The organism is Burkholderia pyrrocinia (assembly GCF_001028665.1).
Taxonomy (GTDB): Bacteria; Pseudomonadota; Gammaproteobacteria; order Burkholderiales; family Burkholderiaceae; genus Burkholderia; species Burkholderia pyrrocinia.
On record NZ_CP011505.1, the window covers coordinates 1,033,216 to 1,049,005 of the forward strand.

General features: G+C 67.3%; 14 protein-coding genes, 1 rRNA gene and 2 pseudogenes. 12 read left to right on the top strand and 5 right to left on the bottom strand.

The window, feature by feature from the left end; all coding sequences use genetic code 11:
* Positions 1–172 precede the first annotated feature (172 nt).
* A 5S ribosomal RNA gene (gene rrf / locus ABD05_RS34695) occupies positions 173–285 on the top strand.
* Between the two features lie 268 nt (positions 286–553).
* Here rrf and ABD05_RS34700 read toward each other — a convergent pair.
* The 3 genes from ABD05_RS34700 to ABD05_RS34710 all read right to left on the bottom strand — a co-directional run bounded on the left by ABD05_RS34700 (position 554) and on the right by ABD05_RS34710 (position 2,878).
* Positions 554–925, bottom strand: a complete 372-nt coding sequence (locus tag ABD05_RS34700) for a nuclear transport factor 2 family protein (protein ID WP_047903904.1) — start codon at positions 923–925, stop codon at positions 554–556.
* A gap of 102 nt (positions 926–1,027) precedes the next feature.
* Positions 1,028–1,627 carry a hypothetical protein gene (locus ABD05_RS34705; protein WP_047904601.1) on the bottom strand — a complete coding sequence of 200 codons (600 nt, stop codon included), beginning with the start codon at positions 1,625–1,627 and terminating at the stop codon, positions 1,028–1,030.
* Positions 1,628–1,861: 234 nt separating this feature from the next.
* Positions 1,862–2,878, bottom strand: a complete 1,017-nt coding sequence (locus tag ABD05_RS34710; RefSeq protein WP_047904602.1) for an AraC family transcriptional regulator — start codon at positions 2,876–2,878, stop codon at positions 1,862–1,864.
* A 144-nt stretch (positions 2,879–3,022) separates the two neighbouring features.
* Between ABD05_RS34710 and ABD05_RS34715 the strand changes: the two genes are divergently transcribed.
* From ABD05_RS34715 to ABD05_RS34725, 3 genes are read left to right on the top strand one after another with little or no spacing between them, the layout of a single operon-like run.
* A complete protein-coding gene (locus tag ABD05_RS34715; protein ID WP_047904603.1) occupies positions 3,023–4,690 on the top strand; it encodes an acyl-CoA synthetase in 1,668 nt (555 codons plus the stop codon).
* A 13-nt stretch (positions 4,691–4,703) separates the two neighbouring features.
* The gene (locus ABD05_RS34720; RefSeq protein WP_047904604.1) at positions 4,704–5,471 is read left to right on the top strand and encodes a 3-hydroxyacyl-CoA dehydrogenase; all 768 of its coding nucleotides are present in this window, start codon (positions 4,704–4,706) and stop codon (positions 5,469–5,471) included.
* A gap of 18 nt (positions 5,472–5,489) precedes the next feature.
* On the top strand, positions 5,490–6,680 hold the full coding sequence (locus ABD05_RS34725; RefSeq protein WP_047904605.1) for an acetyl-CoA C-acetyltransferase: 1,191 nt from the start codon (positions 5,490–5,492) through the stop codon (positions 6,678–6,680).
* 115 nt (positions 6,681–6,795) lie between these two features.
* Here the strand turns inward: ABD05_RS34725 and ABD05_RS34730 are convergent, their stop codons facing one another.
* A complete protein-coding gene (locus ABD05_RS34730; protein ID WP_047903906.1) occupies positions 6,796–7,488 on the bottom strand; it encodes a TetR/AcrR family transcriptional regulator in 693 nt (230 codons plus the stop codon).
* A 357-nt stretch (positions 7,489–7,845) separates the two neighbouring features.
* Between ABD05_RS34730 and ABD05_RS34735 the strand changes: the two genes are divergently transcribed.
* From ABD05_RS34735 to ABD05_RS34750, 4 genes are all read left to right on the top strand, one after another.
* Positions 7,846–9,126, top strand: coding sequence for a Zn-dependent hydrolase (locus ABD05_RS34735; protein ID WP_047903907.1), 1,281 nt, complete (start codon positions 7,846–7,848; stop codon positions 9,124–9,126).
* 127 nt (positions 9,127–9,253) lie between these two features.
* On the top strand, positions 9,254–10,591 hold the full coding sequence (locus ABD05_RS34740) for an NAD(P)-dependent oxidoreductase (RefSeq protein WP_047903908.1): 1,338 nt from the start codon (positions 9,254–9,256) through the stop codon (positions 10,589–10,591).
* A gap of 58 nt (positions 10,592–10,649) precedes the next feature.
* Entirely contained in the window at positions 10,650–11,966 is a 1,317-nt protein-coding gene (gene preA, locus ABD05_RS34745; RefSeq protein WP_047903909.1) for an NAD-dependent dihydropyrimidine dehydrogenase subunit PreA, read from the top strand.
* 100 nt (positions 11,967–12,066) lie between these two features.
* Positions 12,067–13,575 (top strand): NCS1 family nucleobase:cation symporter-1, encoded by a 1,509-nt coding sequence (locus tag ABD05_RS34750; protein WP_047903910.1) that lies wholly within the window; start codon positions 12,067–12,069, stop codon positions 13,573–13,575.
* 95 nt (positions 13,576–13,670) lie between these two features.
* Here the strand turns inward: ABD05_RS34750 and ABD05_RS39235 are convergent, their stop codons facing one another.
* The gene (locus ABD05_RS39235) at positions 13,671–13,835 is read right to left on the bottom strand and encodes a hypothetical protein (RefSeq protein ID WP_238594241.1); all 165 of its coding nucleotides are present in this window, start codon (positions 13,833–13,835) and stop codon (positions 13,671–13,673) included.
* Between ABD05_RS39235 and ABD05_RS39240 the strand changes: the two are divergent.
* The 4 genes and pseudogenes from ABD05_RS39240 to ABD05_RS34760 all read left to right on the top strand — a co-directional run.
* Positions 13,834–14,094 (top strand): annotated as a pseudogene (locus ABD05_RS39240) (dihydropyrimidinase); the annotation flags it as partial. The gene ABD05_RS39235 and the pseudogene ABD05_RS39240 sit on opposite strands and share 2 nt — an antisense overlap.
* The gene (locus ABD05_RS39245) at positions 14,045–14,701 is read left to right on the top strand and encodes an amidohydrolase family protein (protein ID WP_238594242.1); all 657 of its coding nucleotides are present in this window, start codon (positions 14,045–14,047) and stop codon (positions 14,699–14,701) included. The pseudogene ABD05_RS39240 and the gene ABD05_RS39245, both read left to right, overlap by 50 nt.
* Complete coding sequence (locus ABD05_RS39250; RefSeq protein WP_238594238.1) at positions 14,680–15,084, top strand: amidohydrolase family protein; 405 nt, start codon at positions 14,680–14,682, stop codon at positions 15,082–15,084. The genes ABD05_RS39245 and ABD05_RS39250 overlap by 22 nt, the downstream gene beginning before the upstream one ends.
* A 153-nt stretch (positions 15,085–15,237) precedes the next feature.
* A pseudogene (locus ABD05_RS34760) lies at positions 15,238–15,789 on the top strand (Na+ dependent nucleoside transporter N-terminal domain-containing protein); the annotation flags it as partial.
* Between the last annotated feature and the right edge of the window lies 1 nt (position 15,790).

Genomic DNA, 15,790 nt, shown 5'->3' on the forward strand with positions numbered 1-15,790 from the left:
CCACGCAGAGCGTCGAGCAGCGAAGCTGATCGATGCGGCGCGCCGGTTGAAGTACCGGTGACCTGCGTAGCAAGACGAGACAAGTTGGATTCTCGTGTGTGATACACACAACTCAAAATTACTGCTTCTTCCCGATTGGTCGTGCTGCGAAGCAACGCGACAACCCTCTTTGCCTGATGACCATAGCGAGTCGGTCCCACCCCTTCCCATCCCGAACAGGACCGTGAAACGACTCTACGCCGATGATAGTGCGGATTCCCGTGTGAAAGTAGGTAATCGTCAGGCTCCCTAAGCCAGGAACCCCCGCCCGAAAGGCGGGGGTTTTTGCATTGGCGCGGACAAAATGCAGGCCGGCCGGGCAGCGTGCTCGGAGCTGGAGTGCCGAAGGCGTCATCAGGTCGACAGTCGGGCCGATCAAACACCCGGCCACTGATCCGCTGCAACTTCACTCGCAACCGTCGGTCGCTTCGGTTCTCTCGAGCACAACGCCACGGTGCGTCATATCGCATTCTTCCCCCTCACCCATCAGATCAAAAACGCACGCTTTGCGCGGCTACATGACCTGCGATGCATGCCCGGCGACAACGCGCCAGTCCGCACCCGATCGACGCCACAGGCGCGTATAGGCAAACGTGCCGTCGAATGCCGCGTCATCGAAACGGCCGACAAGCGTCGCCTTCGTCGTGGTCAGGATCATCTCGCCAACCGAGCATGCCCGCGTTTCGTGGAAATCGAGTCTGTCGAGGCGCAGGAGCTTCGCGCGATGCGTGGACAGATCGTCTTCCTTCGAGATGACCTGGCCGGTCGGGACGGTGAACACCAGATCGTCGTCCAGCAACGCATCGAGCGCGTCGACATCGTTGGCCAGCATCGCAGCCCGAAGCGCGGTTTCGTAGGGTTCGATGACTGTACGGATTGCATCCATATCGGGACCTCGCATCATCTTTGAAGATTTATGGTTTCGCTCATCGGTTGTGACCTGTTGCAGCACGCAACGTGTTCCGAATACAGCGGCGACGGAAAGAGCCTACCGCGCGTTCGACAGCGATTGACGCCGGGCCAGCATCACCAGGCAGATGCCGACCGACGCGATGATGTTGACGGCCGGATAAAACGCGACCGCGACACTCCACGTGCTCAGCGCCAGCAACGCCAGCGCGTACTTGAGCACGCACAGCGCGAAATAGGCGAAGCTCTCGCTCCACGGATCGCGGATCGTCTTGCGGACGGTCGGGCCGAGGCCGGCAAGCTCGATCAGCGTGACCAGGCAGATCGAGACTGTCGGATCGTCGGTCAGCATCCACAGTGGAATGGCTGAAAGGGCCGCGCACAGGAAAAACCAGTCGATGGCTGTCCAGCCGCGTTCGCCGCGAAAAATGCTGGCTACCAGCGTCAGGAAGCACGTGACGGCAATCGCCGCCGTGCACCACGCGGACGGCCCCGCACCCGCAACGAACTGGCCGGCGGCCGCAATCGCCGTGACGACCGACCACACGAGCCACGTGAACAGATGCGGACGAACGGTGCGCCGGTAGATCGCGAGCGCGTACGGAATCGCTGCCAGCAAAGACACGGCGGTTCCGATCACGCCAAAGAACGAAGCGGCACCCTGATCGACACTCACCATCGACGCAACCTTGTTCGTTCAGGCCGACCAGTATGTGGTCGGAAGGGCCGAGGCGCAACGTCGCGCTGGTCAGCGTTGCGGAGAGCCGCGTGGCGCATCGCACCGGAATGTCGATGCCGGTGACCGATGCAATCAAACGCAGACAAACATCGGTAACGGATAGCAGCCGGAGTGTCGAATCGTATCAGCGTCGTGCGACGGGATCCCCGTATCCGCTGCGTACGACCCGGATCATCAGCGCGCGATCCAAGATTCCGGATTCGCCGCATGCACGTCGCGCCGGAACGCGCCAGGGCTCGTGCCCGTCCATTTCCGGAACGCGCGATGAAACGCGCTCGGCTCGGTGAAGCCGAGCTCGGCCGCGATCTCCGCGACGCTGAGCGCGTGCCCGCGCAGCAGCGACTGGGCCAGTGCGCCGCGCAGTTCGTCCTTGATCGCCGCGAAGCTTTGCCCTTCGCTGCGCAGACGCCGCCGCAGCGTCGCGGGCGTCGTGCCGAGGCGCACAGCCAGCGAATCGAAGTCGGGCCACTCGGCGGCCGGCAGCGCCTTCAGGTGCGCGCGCGTCTTCGCGACCCAGCCCGTGTCGTGCCGGTAGCGGACCAGCAGGTTGCCGGGCGCGCCGCGCAGAAAGGTCTTCAGCGCCTGCGCGGAGCGGATCGTCGGCAGCGCGAGGTACGCGGCGTTGAATGCGAGCCGGCTGTCGGGGCGGTCGAAATGCACGGGCACGCCGAAGAACTGGTGATAGTCGCTGCGCTGGTCGGGGCTCGGGCACGCGAAATCGATGCGCTGCAGCGGGATGCGCCTGCCGGTCAGCCAGCACGCGACGCCGAGCAGGATCAGCCAGAACGTCCGGTACGCGAATGCCGGATACGGCGCGCCCGACTGCGTCAGCACGATCTGCGCCTGCCCGTCGGCCACGACGAGCTCGCCGTGCGGCTCGTCGAGCACCACGCGCAGGAACTGCAGTGCCCGCCGCAGCGCCTTGTCGAGCGTGCCGGCGTGCAGTACCGCATGGCACAGCAGCGTGAAGCTGCCTTGCCGCATCGGGCGTGCGGCGAGCCCGAAGAATTCGTCGTCGATCGTGCCGGCGATCGCGAGCCACAGGCGGCCGTACTGTTGCGGCGTGACGGGCTCGCGCACGGCGGCCGGCAGGCCGGCGGCGCGCAGCACGGGCTCCGTCGCGATGCGCTGCCGGCGCAGGCACGCGAGCGCGTCGTCGACGAAATCCGGCGAAATCATCTGCGGCCCCATTTTCCTGCGTCCTCCCGACATGGCAAAAGCGATCACGATTCTAGATTCTGTTTGTCATTGATTGCAATGTGCCGGCTGTCTACTATCGATGTATCCCCCGTCGCGCCCAGGCTCGCCGGCGGTCATAACGAACAGGAGACACGCATGCCTGATGGAGCAACCGCCCGGGCGGTGCCGGCCTACGCCGACGCCGTGGCCCGGTTCAGTATCGAGACCGCCGCCGCGCATCTGCACGGCGACCTGGAGCGTGGCCTGAACGCGTGCGTCGAATGTTGCGACCGGCACGCATCGGCGGACGCGATCGCGCTCGACTGGATCGACGCCGGCGGGCAGCACCACCGTTTCACGTTCGCGCAGATGCAGGCGCTGTCGGCACGCGTGGCGAACCTGCTGGTCGCGCAGGGCGTAAAGCCGGGCGACGTGGTGGCCGGCTTGTTGCCGCGCACGCCCGAGCTCGTCGCGACGATCCTCGGCACGTGGCGCGCGGGCGCCGTCTATCAGCCGCTGTTTACCGCGTTCGGCCCGAAGGCGATCGAACACCGTCTGCGGATGAGCGATGCGCGCCTGGTCGTGACCAATGTCGCGAATCGCGCGAAGCTCGACGAGATCGCCGGTTGCCCGCCGGTCGCGACGGTGCGCGAGCCGGGCGACGCGCTGCCGGAACGCGACATCGATTTCCGCGCGGCGCTCGACGCACGGCCGGACACGTTCGAACCGGTGCTGCGCAAGGGCACGGACCTGTTCATGATGATGTCGACGTCCGGCACGACGGGCCTGCCGAAGGGCGTGCCGGTGCCGCTGCGCGCGCTGCTCGCGTTCGGCGCGTACATGCGCGACGCGGTCGACCTGCGCGAAGGCGACCGGTTCTGGAATATCGCCGATCCGGGCTGGGCGTACGGGCTCTATTACGCGATCACGGGCCCGCTGCTGCTCGGCCACGCGACGACGCTCTACGAGGGCGGCTTCACGGTCGACAGCACGTACGACGTGATCGAACGGCTCGGCATCACGAGCCTCGCCGGCTCGCCGACCGCGTACCGGATGCTGATGGCGGCCGGTACGGAAGCGGCGGCGCGCGCGAAGGGCAAGCTGCGCGTCGTCAGCAGCGCGGGCGAGCCGCTGAATCCGGAAGTCGTGCGCTGGTTCGACGCGGCGCTCGATGCACCGATCTACGATCACTACGGCCAGACCGAACTCGGGATGGTCGTGAACAATCATCACGGCCTCGCACACGTTGTGCACGCCGGTTCGGCCGGCTTCGCGATGCCCGGCTATCGCGTCGCGGTGCTCGACGAAGCGAGCCGCGAGCTCGGCCCCGGCGAGCCCGGCAATCTCGCGATCGACATCGCGCGCTCGCCGCTGCTGTGGTTCCACGGCTACTGGCAGCAGGACACGCCGGCGATCGCGGGCGGCTACTACCGGACCGGCGACAACGTCGAACTGGAGCCGGACGGCACCGTGAGCTTCATCGGCCGCGCGGACGACGTGATCACGTCGTCCGGCTACCGGATCGGCCCGTTCGACGTGGAAAGCGCGCTGATCGAGCATCCGGCAGTCAGCGAAGCCGCGGTGATCGGTGTGCCCGATCCGGAGCGCACGGAGATCGTGAAGGCGTTCGTCGTACTGTCGAAGGGCTTCGACGGCACGCCGGCGCTGGCCGACGAACTGAGCCTGCACGTGAAGCGGCGGCTGTCCGCCCATGCCTATCCTCGCGCGATCGACTTCGTCGACGCGCTGCCGAAAACCCCGAGCGGCAAGATCCAGCGCTTCGTGTTGCGCAAGATGGAAGCCGAGAAGGCCGCTCAACCCTGAATACGGACTGCGAATGAATATCAAGGATCGCGTTTTTCTGATTACGGGCGCCGGTTCGGGCCTGGGCGCCGCGGTGGCGCGCATGGTCGTCGCGGAAGGCGGCAAGGCCGTGCTGCTGGACGTCAATGACGATGCCGGCGCGAGCCTCGCGCACGAACTCGGCGCGGCCGCGCGCTTCGTGAAGACCGACGTGACGAGCGAAGCCGACGGGCAGGCGGCCGTGGCCGCCGCGCGCGACGCGTTCGGCCGCATCGACGCGCTCGTCAACTGCGCGGGCGTCGCGCCGGGCGAGAAGGTCGTCGGCCGCGACGGTCCGCACTCGCTCGACCGCTTTGCACGTGCCGTGTCGATCAATCTCGTCGGCACGTTCAACATGATCCGGCTGGCTGCCGAAGCAATGTCGAAGCAGGATGCCGACGCGGAAGGCGAGCGCGGCGTGATCGTCAATACCGCGTCGGTCGCGGCGTTCGACGGGCAGATCGGGCAGGCCGCGTATGCGGCGTCGAAGAGCGGCGTGGTAGGCATGACGCTGCCGATCGCGCGCGAACTCGCGCGGTTCGGCATTCGTGTCGTGACGATCGCGCCCGGCATCTTCGCGACGCCGATGATGGCCGGCATGCCGCAGGACGTACAGGACGCGCTCGGCAAGAGCGTGCCGTTCCCGCCGCGGCTCGGCCGCCCGGAAGAATTTGCGGCGCTGGTGCGCCACATCGCCGAGAACACGATGCTGAACGGCGAAGTCATCCGTCTCGATGGCGCGTTGCGCATGGCACCGCGCTGACACTGGAGGAAGCGAATCATGACGACTCAGGATCCGATCGTAATCGTTGGCACGGCGCGCACGCCGATGGGTGGTTTTCAGGGCGACCTGGCTGCGGCCAGTGCGAGCGAGCTCGGCGCGGTAGCGATTCGCGCGGCGCTCGAGCGCGCGAACGTGCCGGCCGAGCGCATCGATGAAATCGTGTTCGGCTGCGTGCTGCCGGCCGGGCAGGGCCAGGCGCCGGCGCGGCAGGCCGCGCTGAAGGCAGGACTGCCGCTTTCGGCAGGCGCGACCACGGTCAACAAGATGTGCGGCTCCGGGATGAAGGCGGCGATGTTCGCGCACGACCTGCTGCTGGCGGGTTCGGCGGGCGTGGCCGTCGCGGGCGGGATGGAAAGCATGACGAATGCGCCGTACCTGCTGCCGAAAGCGCGCGCGGGGATGCGGATGGGCCACGGCCAGGTGCTCGATCACATGTTCCTCGACGGGCTCGAGGACGCGTATGAAAAGGGTCGCCTGATGGGCACGTTCGCGGAGGATTGCGCGCAGGCCTACCAGTTCACGCGCGAGGCGCAGGATGCGTTTGCGATCGCGTCGCTGACGCGCGCGCAACGCGCGATCGCCGAAGGGCATTTCGTATCGGAGATCGCGCCGGTGACCGTGAAGGCCGGCAAGACCGAAACGGTCGTGTCGATCGACGAGCAGCCGGGCAAGGCGAAGCTCGACAAGATCCCGACGCTGAAGCCGGCGTTCCGCGATGGCGGCACGGTGACGGCCGCAAACGCGTCGTCGATCTCGGACGGTGCGGCGGCGCTCGTGATGATGCGCCGCTCGGAAGCGGAACGCCTGGGCCTCACGCCGAAGGCCGTGATCGTCGGGCATTCGACTTACGCGGACAAGCCGGGCCTGTTCGCGACCGCGCCGATCGGCGCGCTGCGCAAGCTGTCGGAGAAAACCGGCTGGAACCTGCGCGACGTCGACCTGTTCGAGATCAACGAAGCGTTCGCGGTGGTGCCGATGGCTGCGATGCGCGATCTCGACCTGCCGCACGAGAAGGTCAACGTGCATGGCGGCGCGTGCGCGCTCGGGCATCCGATCGGCGCATCGGGTGCGCGCGTGATGGTGACGCTGCTGGCCGCGCTCGAAACGTATGGCCTGAAACGCGGCATCGCGTCGTTGTGCATCGGCGGCGGCGAGGCGACGGCCATCGCGATCGAGCGCATCGCGTAACGCGAAACGCGCATCGCACAGCACGCACGCTGCGACGCGGGCGACGGGTATCGCGCAGACAACCTCTGCGCATTACCCGTCGCCCGTTCTTGATTCGGCGGATTGCGCGGTTGCGCTACGGCTTCGTTTTCGGCGAGACCGCGCCGCACGCGCGAATCACGAGCTGCACGACCTGCTCGGTCTTCTCGTCGAACGCCTTCCGCGTGAACGTGCGCTTGCCGCTCAGTGCGCGGATCTGCGCATCGAAATCCGCATAGTGCTGCGTGGTCGCCCAGATCAGGTACATCAGCGCATGCGCGTCGATCGGCGCGAGCAGCCCGCGCGCGATCCAGCCGTCGATCACCTTCACGCGCGTGTCGAACCACGGCTTCACGCGTTGCGACAGGATGTCCGGCATGTGCTCCGCGCCGTGGATGATCTCGTTGGCCCAGACCTTCGAGCCGAGCGGGCGCCGCCGCGACAGATCCATCTTCGCGCGCACGTAGCCGCCGATCGCTTCCACCGGATCGTCACCGGCCTCGAACGTGCCGGCCGCGCGATGCCAGTCCTCGAACAGGTCGTCGAGCACGCGACGGTACAGCGCGAGCTTCGTCGGGAAGTAGTAATGCAGGTTCGCCTTCGGCAGGCCGGCGCGTTCCGCGATCATCGCGGTGCTCGCGCCGTCGAGCCCGCGCTCCGCGAATACGGCCTCCGCACACGCGAGCAGATGCGCTTCGTTGGACTCGCGGATGCGTGCCTTGCGTCGCCGCAAAGGCGCGGACGTTTCGTCGCTGTCGGTCGCTTCGGCTGCCGCCTCGTCATGTCTCATCGTTACCCTCGCGCGGCGGGCATGCCGCGTTGGGCTTCATTCTAGCCGCTGATCCGCGTCGAACGCACGCGTACGGAAACCGCGCATCCGCAGCGATGCTGCGTTGCGATGGCACGTTTCTCGCTCTATCGATCTGGGAAAGAAAGACATTGCTTTGGTCATTTTGATCGTCTAAAACCTGTCCAATCGGACAGGATTCGACGAGCGACGGAAGGCAGTTCCGGCGATTCGTCGGACGAACTTCGCGCACGACCGGGGCAGGCACCGCGCATGGGCGGGTTTGCCCCCGAATCAGGCATTGCACGCACCGGCACAGACCGGGCTGACGACATCACCGACCCCACAGGAGCGATGCGAATGAACGCGGTATCGGAAGCAGTGAAGCAGCCGGTCTTCGACCCGTCGATCAAGGTTGACGGCAAGCGGTTGTGGGACAGCCTGATGGAAGTCGCGAAGATCGGCGCGACGCCGAAAGGCGGGGTGTGCCGCCTCGCGCTGACCGATCTGGACAAGGCCGGCCGCGACCTGATCGTCGGCTGGGCGAAGGCCGCCGGCTGCACGGTGACGGTCGATACGATGGGCAACGTGTTCATGCGCCGCGCGGGCCGCGTGGCCGACGCGGCGCCGGTCGTCACGGGCTCGCATGCGGATTCGCAACCGACCGGCGGCCGCTTCGACGGCATCTACGGCGTGCTCGGCGGCCTCGAGGTGATTCGCAGTCTCAACGATCACGGGATCGAGACCGAGCATCCGGTCGAGGTCGTGATCTGGACCAACGAGGAGGGTTCGCGCTTCGCGCCCGCGATGGTTGCGTCCGGTGTGTTCGCGGGTGTGTTCCCGCTCGAATACGGGCTGTCGCGCAAGGACGTCGACGGCAAGACGATCGGCGAGGAGCTGGCGCGCATCGGCTACGCGGGCGACGTGCCGTGCGGCGGGCGCAAGCTGCACGCGGCGTTCGAACTGCATATCGAGCAGGGGCCGATTCTCGAAGCGGAATGCAAGACGATCGGCGTCGTGACCGATGCACAGGGGCAGCGCTGGTACGAGATCACGTTCACCGGCCAGGAAGCGCATGCCGGGCCGACGCCGATGCCGCGCCGCCGCGACGCGCTGCTCGGTGCATCGCGTGTGGTCGACCTCGTCAACCGGATCGGCCTCGATCATGCGCCGTTCGGCTGCGCGACGGTCGGCATGATGCAGGTCCACCCGAACTCGCGCAACGTGATTCCCGGCCGCGTGTTCTTCACCGTCGATTTCCGTCATCCGGACGACGCCGTGCTCGCGAAGATGGATGCCGCACTGCGCGACGGCGTCGCGCGCATCGCGGCCGGCATCGGGCTCGAAACGGAACTCGAGCAGATTTTCTATTACAAGCCCGTCGCGTTCGATCCGGCGTGCGTGGCGGCCGTGCGTGGTGCGGCCGATCGCTTCGGCTACTCGCACCGCGACATCGTGTCGGGCGCGGGGCACGACGCATGCTATCTGGCGCAGGTCGCGCCGACGTCGATGGTGTTCGTGCCGTGTGTCGACGGCATCAGCCACAACGAGATCGAGGACGCGACGCCCGCGTGGATCGAGGCCGGCGCGAACGTGCTGCTGCACGCGATGCTGTCGCGCGCATGCGAGCCGGCTTCATGACGAATCGACCGTAGCAGCCGGCAGGCTGCGTATCGCCTGACCGTAGCATTCCTAAGCGTGACCGCCCCGACTGTGCATTCGCAGCCGGCGGGGACGGCTTTGTCTCCACCCAGTCGAAGGAACGCGTATGACCACCAAGCCAACCGGCGATATCGCCGCGCATCGCCTGTCGTCCACGCAACTCTCGTGCGAATTCGCCGATATCGCGCCGCTGCTCGATCCGACGGCCGCGGCGGCAGCCGCCAGCCGCTGCCATTACTGCTATGACGCGCCGTGCGTGCACGCGTGCCCGACGCAGATCGACATCCCGAGCTTCATCCGCAAGATCGGCAACGGCAACCTGAAAGGCGCCGCCACCGACATCCTGTCCGCGAATCCGCTCGGCGGGATGTGCGCACGCGTGTGCCCGACCGAGATCCTGTGCGAAGGCGCATGCGTGCGCAACCATCAGGATGCGCAACCTGTGGCGATCGGCGCGCTGCAGCGGCATGCGACCGACTGGGCGATGGCAACCGGTGCGGTGCGTTTCACGCGTGCGCCCGATACGAGCCGCCATGTCGCGGTGGTCGGTGCGGGGCCGGCCGGGCTCGCGTGCGCGCACCGGCTCGCGCTCGCCGGGCACCGCGTGACGCTGTTCGACGCGCGCCCGAAGGCCGGCGGCCTCAACGAACACGGGATCGCCGCGTACAAGACTGTCGACGATTTCGCGCAGCGTGAAGTCGAATGGCTGCTGTCGGTCGGCGGTATCACGCTGAACACGGGCGTTGCGCTCGGACGCGACATAGCGCTCGACACGCTGCGCGAGCAGCACGATGCGGTGTTTCTCGCGATGGGCCTCGGCGGCGTGCGTGCGCTCGCGATCGACGGCGAGCAACTGGCCGGCGTGATGAACGCGGTCGACTTCATCGAGCAGGTGCGGCAGGCCGATGCGCTGGAGAACGTGCCGGTCGGGCGGCGCGTGGTCGTGATCGGCGGCGGCAATACGGCGATCGATGCGGCCGTGCAAAGCCGCAAGCTCGGCGCCGAGCGCGTGACGATGGTTTACCGGCGCGGCGTGGATGCGATGAGCGCGACGTGGGCCGAACGCGAGTTCGCGCAGAAGAGCGGCGTCACGCTCGTCACGCACGCGAAGCCCGTGCGCATCGCGGGCGAGAACGGGCAAGTGACGGGCGTCGAGTTTGACGCGGCATCGGGCGAGCGCTTCACCGTCGATGCGGACATGGTGCTGAAGGCGATCGGCCAGACGCTGGTGCCGGACGGCATCGCGGCCGCGTTGCTGACTGCGGACGGCGCGCGCATCGCGGTGGACGCGGACGGGCGCACGGCACTGCCCGACGTGTGGGCCGGCGGCGACTGCGCGGCGACGGACGGCATCGACCTCACGGTGCAGGCCGTACAGGACGGCAAGCGCGCGGCCGCGTCGATCGACGCCGCGCTCGCGCAGCGCGACGCGAAGGCTGCATAAGCGCACGCGCACGCATCCACGCATCCTCGACAGCGACCCCACTCTCACGGAGCCGAACATGGCCGACCTTCGTTGCACCATCGCGGGCATCACTTCGCCGAATCCCTTCTGGCTCGCGTCCGCGCCGCCGACCGACAAGGCCTACAACGTCAACCGTGCGTTCGAGGCGGGCTGGGGCGGCGTCGTCTGGAAGACGCTCGGGCTCGATCCGCACGTCGTCAACGTCAGCTCGCGCTACGGCGCCGTGCAGTGGAACGGCCAGCGCATCGCGGGGCTGAACAACATCGAGCTGATCACCGACCGTCCGCTCGACGTGAACCTGAGAGAGATCGCGCAGGTCAAGCGCGACTGGCCGGACCGTGCGCTGATCGTGTCTCTGATGGTGCCGTGCAACGAGCGCGACTGGAAATGGATCCTGCCGCTCGTCGAGGATACGGGCGCCGATGCGGTCGAGCTGAACTTCGGCTGCCCGCACGGGATGAGCGAGCGCGGGATGGGCGCGGCCGTCGGGCAGGTGCCCGAGTACGTCGAGATGGTCACGCGCTGGGTCAAGGAGGGCACGAAGCTGCCGTGCCTCGTGAAGCTCACGCCGAACATCAGCGACATCCGGATGGGGTCGCGCGCCGCATACAAGGGCGGTGCGGACGGCGTGTCGCTGATCAACACGATCAACTCGATCGTCGCGGTCGATCTCGATCACATGGCGCCGATGCCGACCGTCGACGGCAAGGGCACGCATGGCGGTTATTGCGGCCCGGCGGTCAAGCCGATCGCGCTGAACATGGTCGCGGAGATCGCGCGCGATCCGGAAACGCCGAACCTGCCGATCTCCGGTATCGGCGGCATTTCGACCTGGCGCGACGCGGCCGAATTCATCGTGCTCGGCGCCGGCAGCGTGCAGGTGTGCACCGCGGCGATGCATTACGGCTTCCGGATCGTGTCGGATCTGGCCGACGGGCTGTCGAACTGGATGGACGAGAAGGGCTACGCGACGCTCGACGACGTACGCGGCCGCGCGGTGCCGAACGTGACCGACTGGAAATACCTGAACCTGAAATACGACATCAAGGCGCGCATCGATCAGGACCGCTGCATCCAGTGCGGGCTGTGCCATATCGCGTGCGAGGACACGTCGCACCAGGCGATCACGCGCGAAAAGGACGGCATGCGGCACTTCGAAGTGATCGATTCGGAGTGCGTCGGGTGCAATCTTTGCATGCATGTGTGTCCGGTCGAGCAATGCATCACGATGGAGCGCGTCGACTCGGGCGAGTACGCAAACTGGACCACGCATCCGAACAACCCGACGCGTGCCGACGCGGGCGCGAGTGCGGGCCCGGCGGCGGCGCCCGATAAGCACGCGAAGGCGGCTTGACCTGCGTCCGGCGGTGCGGAAGATCCGGCGCCGCCGTTTTTCGTTCCCGTGGGCCGGCATTGTGCGATGCCGGCGCTGACGTTTACGTGGAGTGCCTTCGATGAAACCAGCAGCGACCCCCGCCGATCCCGACAGCGCCGCGGCGCAGGGCGGCAGCCTGTACAACGACGACCTCGCGCCGACGACGCCGGCGCAGCGCACGTGGAAGTGGTATCACTTCGCGGCACTGTGGGTCGGGATGGTGATGAACATCGCGTCGTACATGCTCGCGGCCGGGCTGATCCAGGAAGGCATGTCGCCGTGGCAGGCAGTGATGACCGTGCTGCTCGGCAACCTGATCGTGCTCGTGCCGATGCTGCTGATCGGCCATGCGGGCGCGAAGCACGGGATTCCGTACGCGGTGCTCGTGCGCGCGTCGTTCGGCACGCAGGGCGCGAAGCTGCCGGCGCTGCTGCGCGCGATCGTCGCGTGCGGCTGGTACGGCATCCAGACCTGGCTCGGCGGCAGCGCGATCTACACGCTGCTGAACATCCTGACCGGCAACGCGTTGCACGGCGCGGCGCTGCCGATCGTCGGCATCTCGTTCGGGCAGCTCGCGTGCTTCCTCGTGTTCTGGGCGCTGCAGATCTACTTCATCCTGCACGGCACCGATTCGATCCGCTGGCTCGAGAGCTGGTCCGCGCCGATCAAGGTCGTGATGTGCGTGGCGCTCGTGTGGTGGGCGACGTCGAAGGCGGGCGGCTTCGGTTCGATGCTGTCGGCGCCGTCGCAGTTCGCGGCGGGCGGCAAGAAGGCCGGGCTGTTCTGGGCGACCTTCTGGCCGGGCCTGACCGCGATGGTCGGCTTCTGGGCGACGCTCGCGCTGAACATTCCCGATTTCACGCGCTTCGCGCATTCGCAGCGCGACCAGATGATCGGGCAGTCGATCGGGCTGCCGCTGCCGATGGCGCTGCTGTCGGTGGTGTCGGTCGTCGTGACGTCGGCGACCGTCGTGATCTACGGCAATGCGATCTGGGACCCGATCGACCTGACGAGCCGGATGACGGGCATCGGCGTGGGCATCGCGCTCGTGATCCTCACGCTCGACACGATGTGCTGCAACCTCGCCGCGAATCTCGTCGGCCCCGCGTACGACTTCTCGAGCCTGTGGCCGAAGGCCATCTCGTACCGCGCGGGCGGGATGATCACCGCGACGATCGCGATCGTGATGATGCCGTGGAAGATCCTCGCGACGACGGACGGTTATATCTTCACCTGGCTCGTCGGTTATTCGGCGCTGCTCGGGCCCGTCGCGGGCATCCTGATGGTCGACTACTTCCTGATTCGCGGCACGCAGCTCGACACGCGCGCGCTGTTCGACGAGCGCGGCGGCTTCAGCTACGCGCGCGGCTGGAACCCGGCCGCGCTGGCCGCGCTCGCGGTCGGCGTGCTGCCGAACCTGCCCGGCTTCCTGCACACGGCATTTCCGGCGTCGTTCCCGAACGTGCCGGCGTTCTTCAATACGCTGTACACGTACGCGTGGTTCGTCGGCCTCGTGCTGGCGTCGGGCGTGTACGGCACCTGGATGAAGTGGCGCGCCGGACAGCGCGCGCAGATCGCGAGCGCATGACGCGCGGCGCAGCATGCGGCACCCGACAGTCAACGAGGAGGCAACCCTATGGCAATCCTGATTCGTGGCGGCACCGTGGTCGATGCGGACCGCTCCTACCGTGCGGACGTGCTCTGCGCCGACCCGCAGGACGGCGGCACGATCCTGCAGATCGCCGAGACGATCGACGCCCCGGCCGGCGCGAGCGTCGTCGACGCGCACGACCAGTACGTGATGCCGGGCGGCATCGATCCGCATACGCACATGGAACTGCCGTTCATGGGCACGACCGCGAGCGACGATTTCTACTCGGGCACGGCCGCCGGGCTGTCGGGCGGTACGACGAGCATCATCGATTTCGTGATCCCGAGCCCGAAGCAGCCGCTGATGGACGCGTTCCGCGAATGGCGCGGCTGGGCCGAGAAGGCGGCGGCCGACTACGGCTTCCACGTCGCGGGTGACGTGGTGGGACGAGAGCGTGCACCGCGACATGGGCACCCTCGTGCGCGAGCATGGCGTGTCGAGCTTCAAGCACTTCATGGCCTACAAGAACGCGATCATGGCCGACGACGAGATTCTCGTGAACAGCTTCTCGCGTTCGCTCGAACTCGGCGCGCTGCCGACCGTGCACGCGGAGAACGGCGAACTCGTGTTCCGGCTGCAGCAGGCGCTGCTCGCGCGCGGGATGACGGGGCCGGAGGCGCATCCGCTGTCGCGCCCGCCGGAGGTCGAAGGCGAGGCCGCGAACCGCGCGATCCGCATCGCGCAGGTGCTTGGCGTCCCCGTGTATATCGTGCACGTATCGTCGAAGGATGCGGTCGATGCGATCACGCGCGCGCGCAGCGAGGGGCTGCGCGTGTTCGGCGAAGTGCTGCCGGGTCACCTGGTGATCGACGAGGCCGTCTATCGCGACCCGGACTGGACGCGTGCGGCAGCGCACGTGATGAGCCCGCCGTTTCCGCTCGGCCGAGCATCGCGAGGCGCTGTGGCGCGGGCTGCAGGCGGGGCAACTGCATACGACGGCGACCGATCACTGCGTGTTCTGTGCGTCGCAGAAGGCGATGGGCCGCGACGATTTCACGAAGATCCCGAACGGTTGCGGCGGCGTCGAGGATCGCATGTCCGGTGCTGTGGCATCACGGCGTGAATCACGGCCGCATCACGCCGAACGAGTTCGTGCGGATCACGTCGACGAACGCCGCGCAGATCTTCAACCTGTATCCGCGCAAGGGGGCCGTGCAGGTGGGCGCCGATGCCGACCTCGTCGTGTGGGACCCGGCCGCGACGAAGACGATCTCGGTGAAGACCCATCACCAGCAGGTCGACTTCAACGTGTTCGAGGGGATGACCGTGCAGGGCGTCGCGACGCACACGCTCACGCGCGGCGCACTCGCCTGGGCCGACGGCGACCTGCGCGCGGTGCGCGGCGCGGGCCACTATCTGAAACGGCCGCCGGCGGCCGGCTACTACGAGGCGGCTCGCATCGCGAACCGGCTGCGCGAACCGCATCCGGTCGAGCGCGCGGGCTGAACGGCGTGTGTCGCGCGGGGCGTGCCGGTTCGAGCGGCACGCCCCGCACGCATTTGAGCGCGCCGAACGAGTAATATCCACCGACAGCGTCACAAGAGCGTTCCGGGCCGCGTGCCGGACAAGATCAATAACATTGAGAGAAAGGAGCACAAAGTGGATATTCTGCGCAGTCTCCTGGGTATGTCGTTCCTGCTGTTGGTGGCTTACCTGCTGTCGAACAACCGCGTGCGGTGAGCGGCCGGACCATGATTGCCGCGCTGCTCACGCAGCTCGCGATCGGCGCACTGGTGCTGTTCGTGCCGTCGGGCCGCGCGGCGCTGGCTGCGGCCGCGCACGGCGTCAATCGCGTGCTCGACATGGGCAATCACGGCATCGCGTTCGTGTTCGGCGGGCTGGTCGACAGCCGGATGTTCCAGCTGTTCGGCGACGGCGGGTTCGTGTTCGGCCTGCGCGTGCTGCGATGATCATCTTCGTCACCGCGCTGATCGCGGTGCTGTACTACATCGGCGTGATGAAGTGGATCGTTGCGATCCTCGGCGCGGGGCTCGCGAAAGTGCTCGGCGTGAGCCGTATCGAGGCGTGCTCGGCCGTCGCGACGATCTTCCTCGGGCAAAGCGAGATGCCGCGCTCGTGAAGCCGTTCGTGCGGAACATGACGAGCGCCGAGATCTTCACGGTGATGGCGAGCGGCATGGCGTCGGTCGCGG

Excerpts from the sequence above, each read along its gene's own strand:
- ABD05_RS34700 (WP_047903904.1), bottom strand. The coding sequence starts at position 925 with ATGGATGCAATCCGTACAGTCATCGAACCCTACGAAACCGCGCTTCGG.
- ABD05_RS34705 (WP_047904601.1), bottom strand. The coding sequence starts at position 1,627 with ATGGTGAGTGTCGATCAGGGTGCCGCTTCGTTCTTTGGCGTGATCGGA.
- ABD05_RS34710 (WP_047904602.1), bottom strand. The coding sequence starts at position 2,878 with ATGGGGCCGCAGATGATTTCGCCGGATTTCGTCGACGACGCGCTCGCG.
- ABD05_RS34715 (WP_047904603.1), top strand. The coding sequence starts at position 3,023 with ATGCCTGATGGAGCAACCGCCCGGGCGGTGCCGGCCTACGCCGACGCC.
- ABD05_RS34720 (WP_047904604.1), top strand. The coding sequence starts at position 4,704 with ATGAATATCAAGGATCGCGTTTTTCTGATTACGGGCGCCGGTTCGGGC.
- ABD05_RS34725 (WP_047904605.1), top strand. The coding sequence starts at position 5,490 with ATGACGACTCAGGATCCGATCGTAATCGTTGGCACGGCGCGCACGCCG.
- ABD05_RS34730 (WP_047903906.1), bottom strand. The coding sequence starts at position 7,488 with ATGAGACATGACGAGGCGGCAGCCGAAGCGACCGACAGCGACGAAACG.
- ABD05_RS34735 (WP_047903907.1), top strand. The coding sequence starts at position 7,846 with ATGAACGCGGTATCGGAAGCAGTGAAGCAGCCGGTCTTCGACCCGTCG.
- ABD05_RS34740 (WP_047903908.1), top strand. The coding sequence starts at position 9,254 with ATGACCACCAAGCCAACCGGCGATATCGCCGCGCATCGCCTGTCGTCC.
- preA (WP_047903909.1), top strand. The coding sequence starts at position 10,650 with ATGGCCGACCTTCGTTGCACCATCGCGGGCATCACTTCGCCGAATCCC.
- ABD05_RS34750 (WP_047903910.1), top strand. The coding sequence starts at position 12,067 with ATGAAACCAGCAGCGACCCCCGCCGATCCCGACAGCGCCGCGGCGCAG.
- ABD05_RS39235 (WP_238594241.1), bottom strand. The coding sequence starts at position 13,835 with ATGAACGGCAGTTCCATGTGCGTATGCGGATCGATGCCGCCCGGCATC.
- ABD05_RS39245 (WP_238594242.1), top strand. The coding sequence starts at position 14,045 with ATGGGCACCCTCGTGCGCGAGCATGGCGTGTCGAGCTTCAAGCACTTC.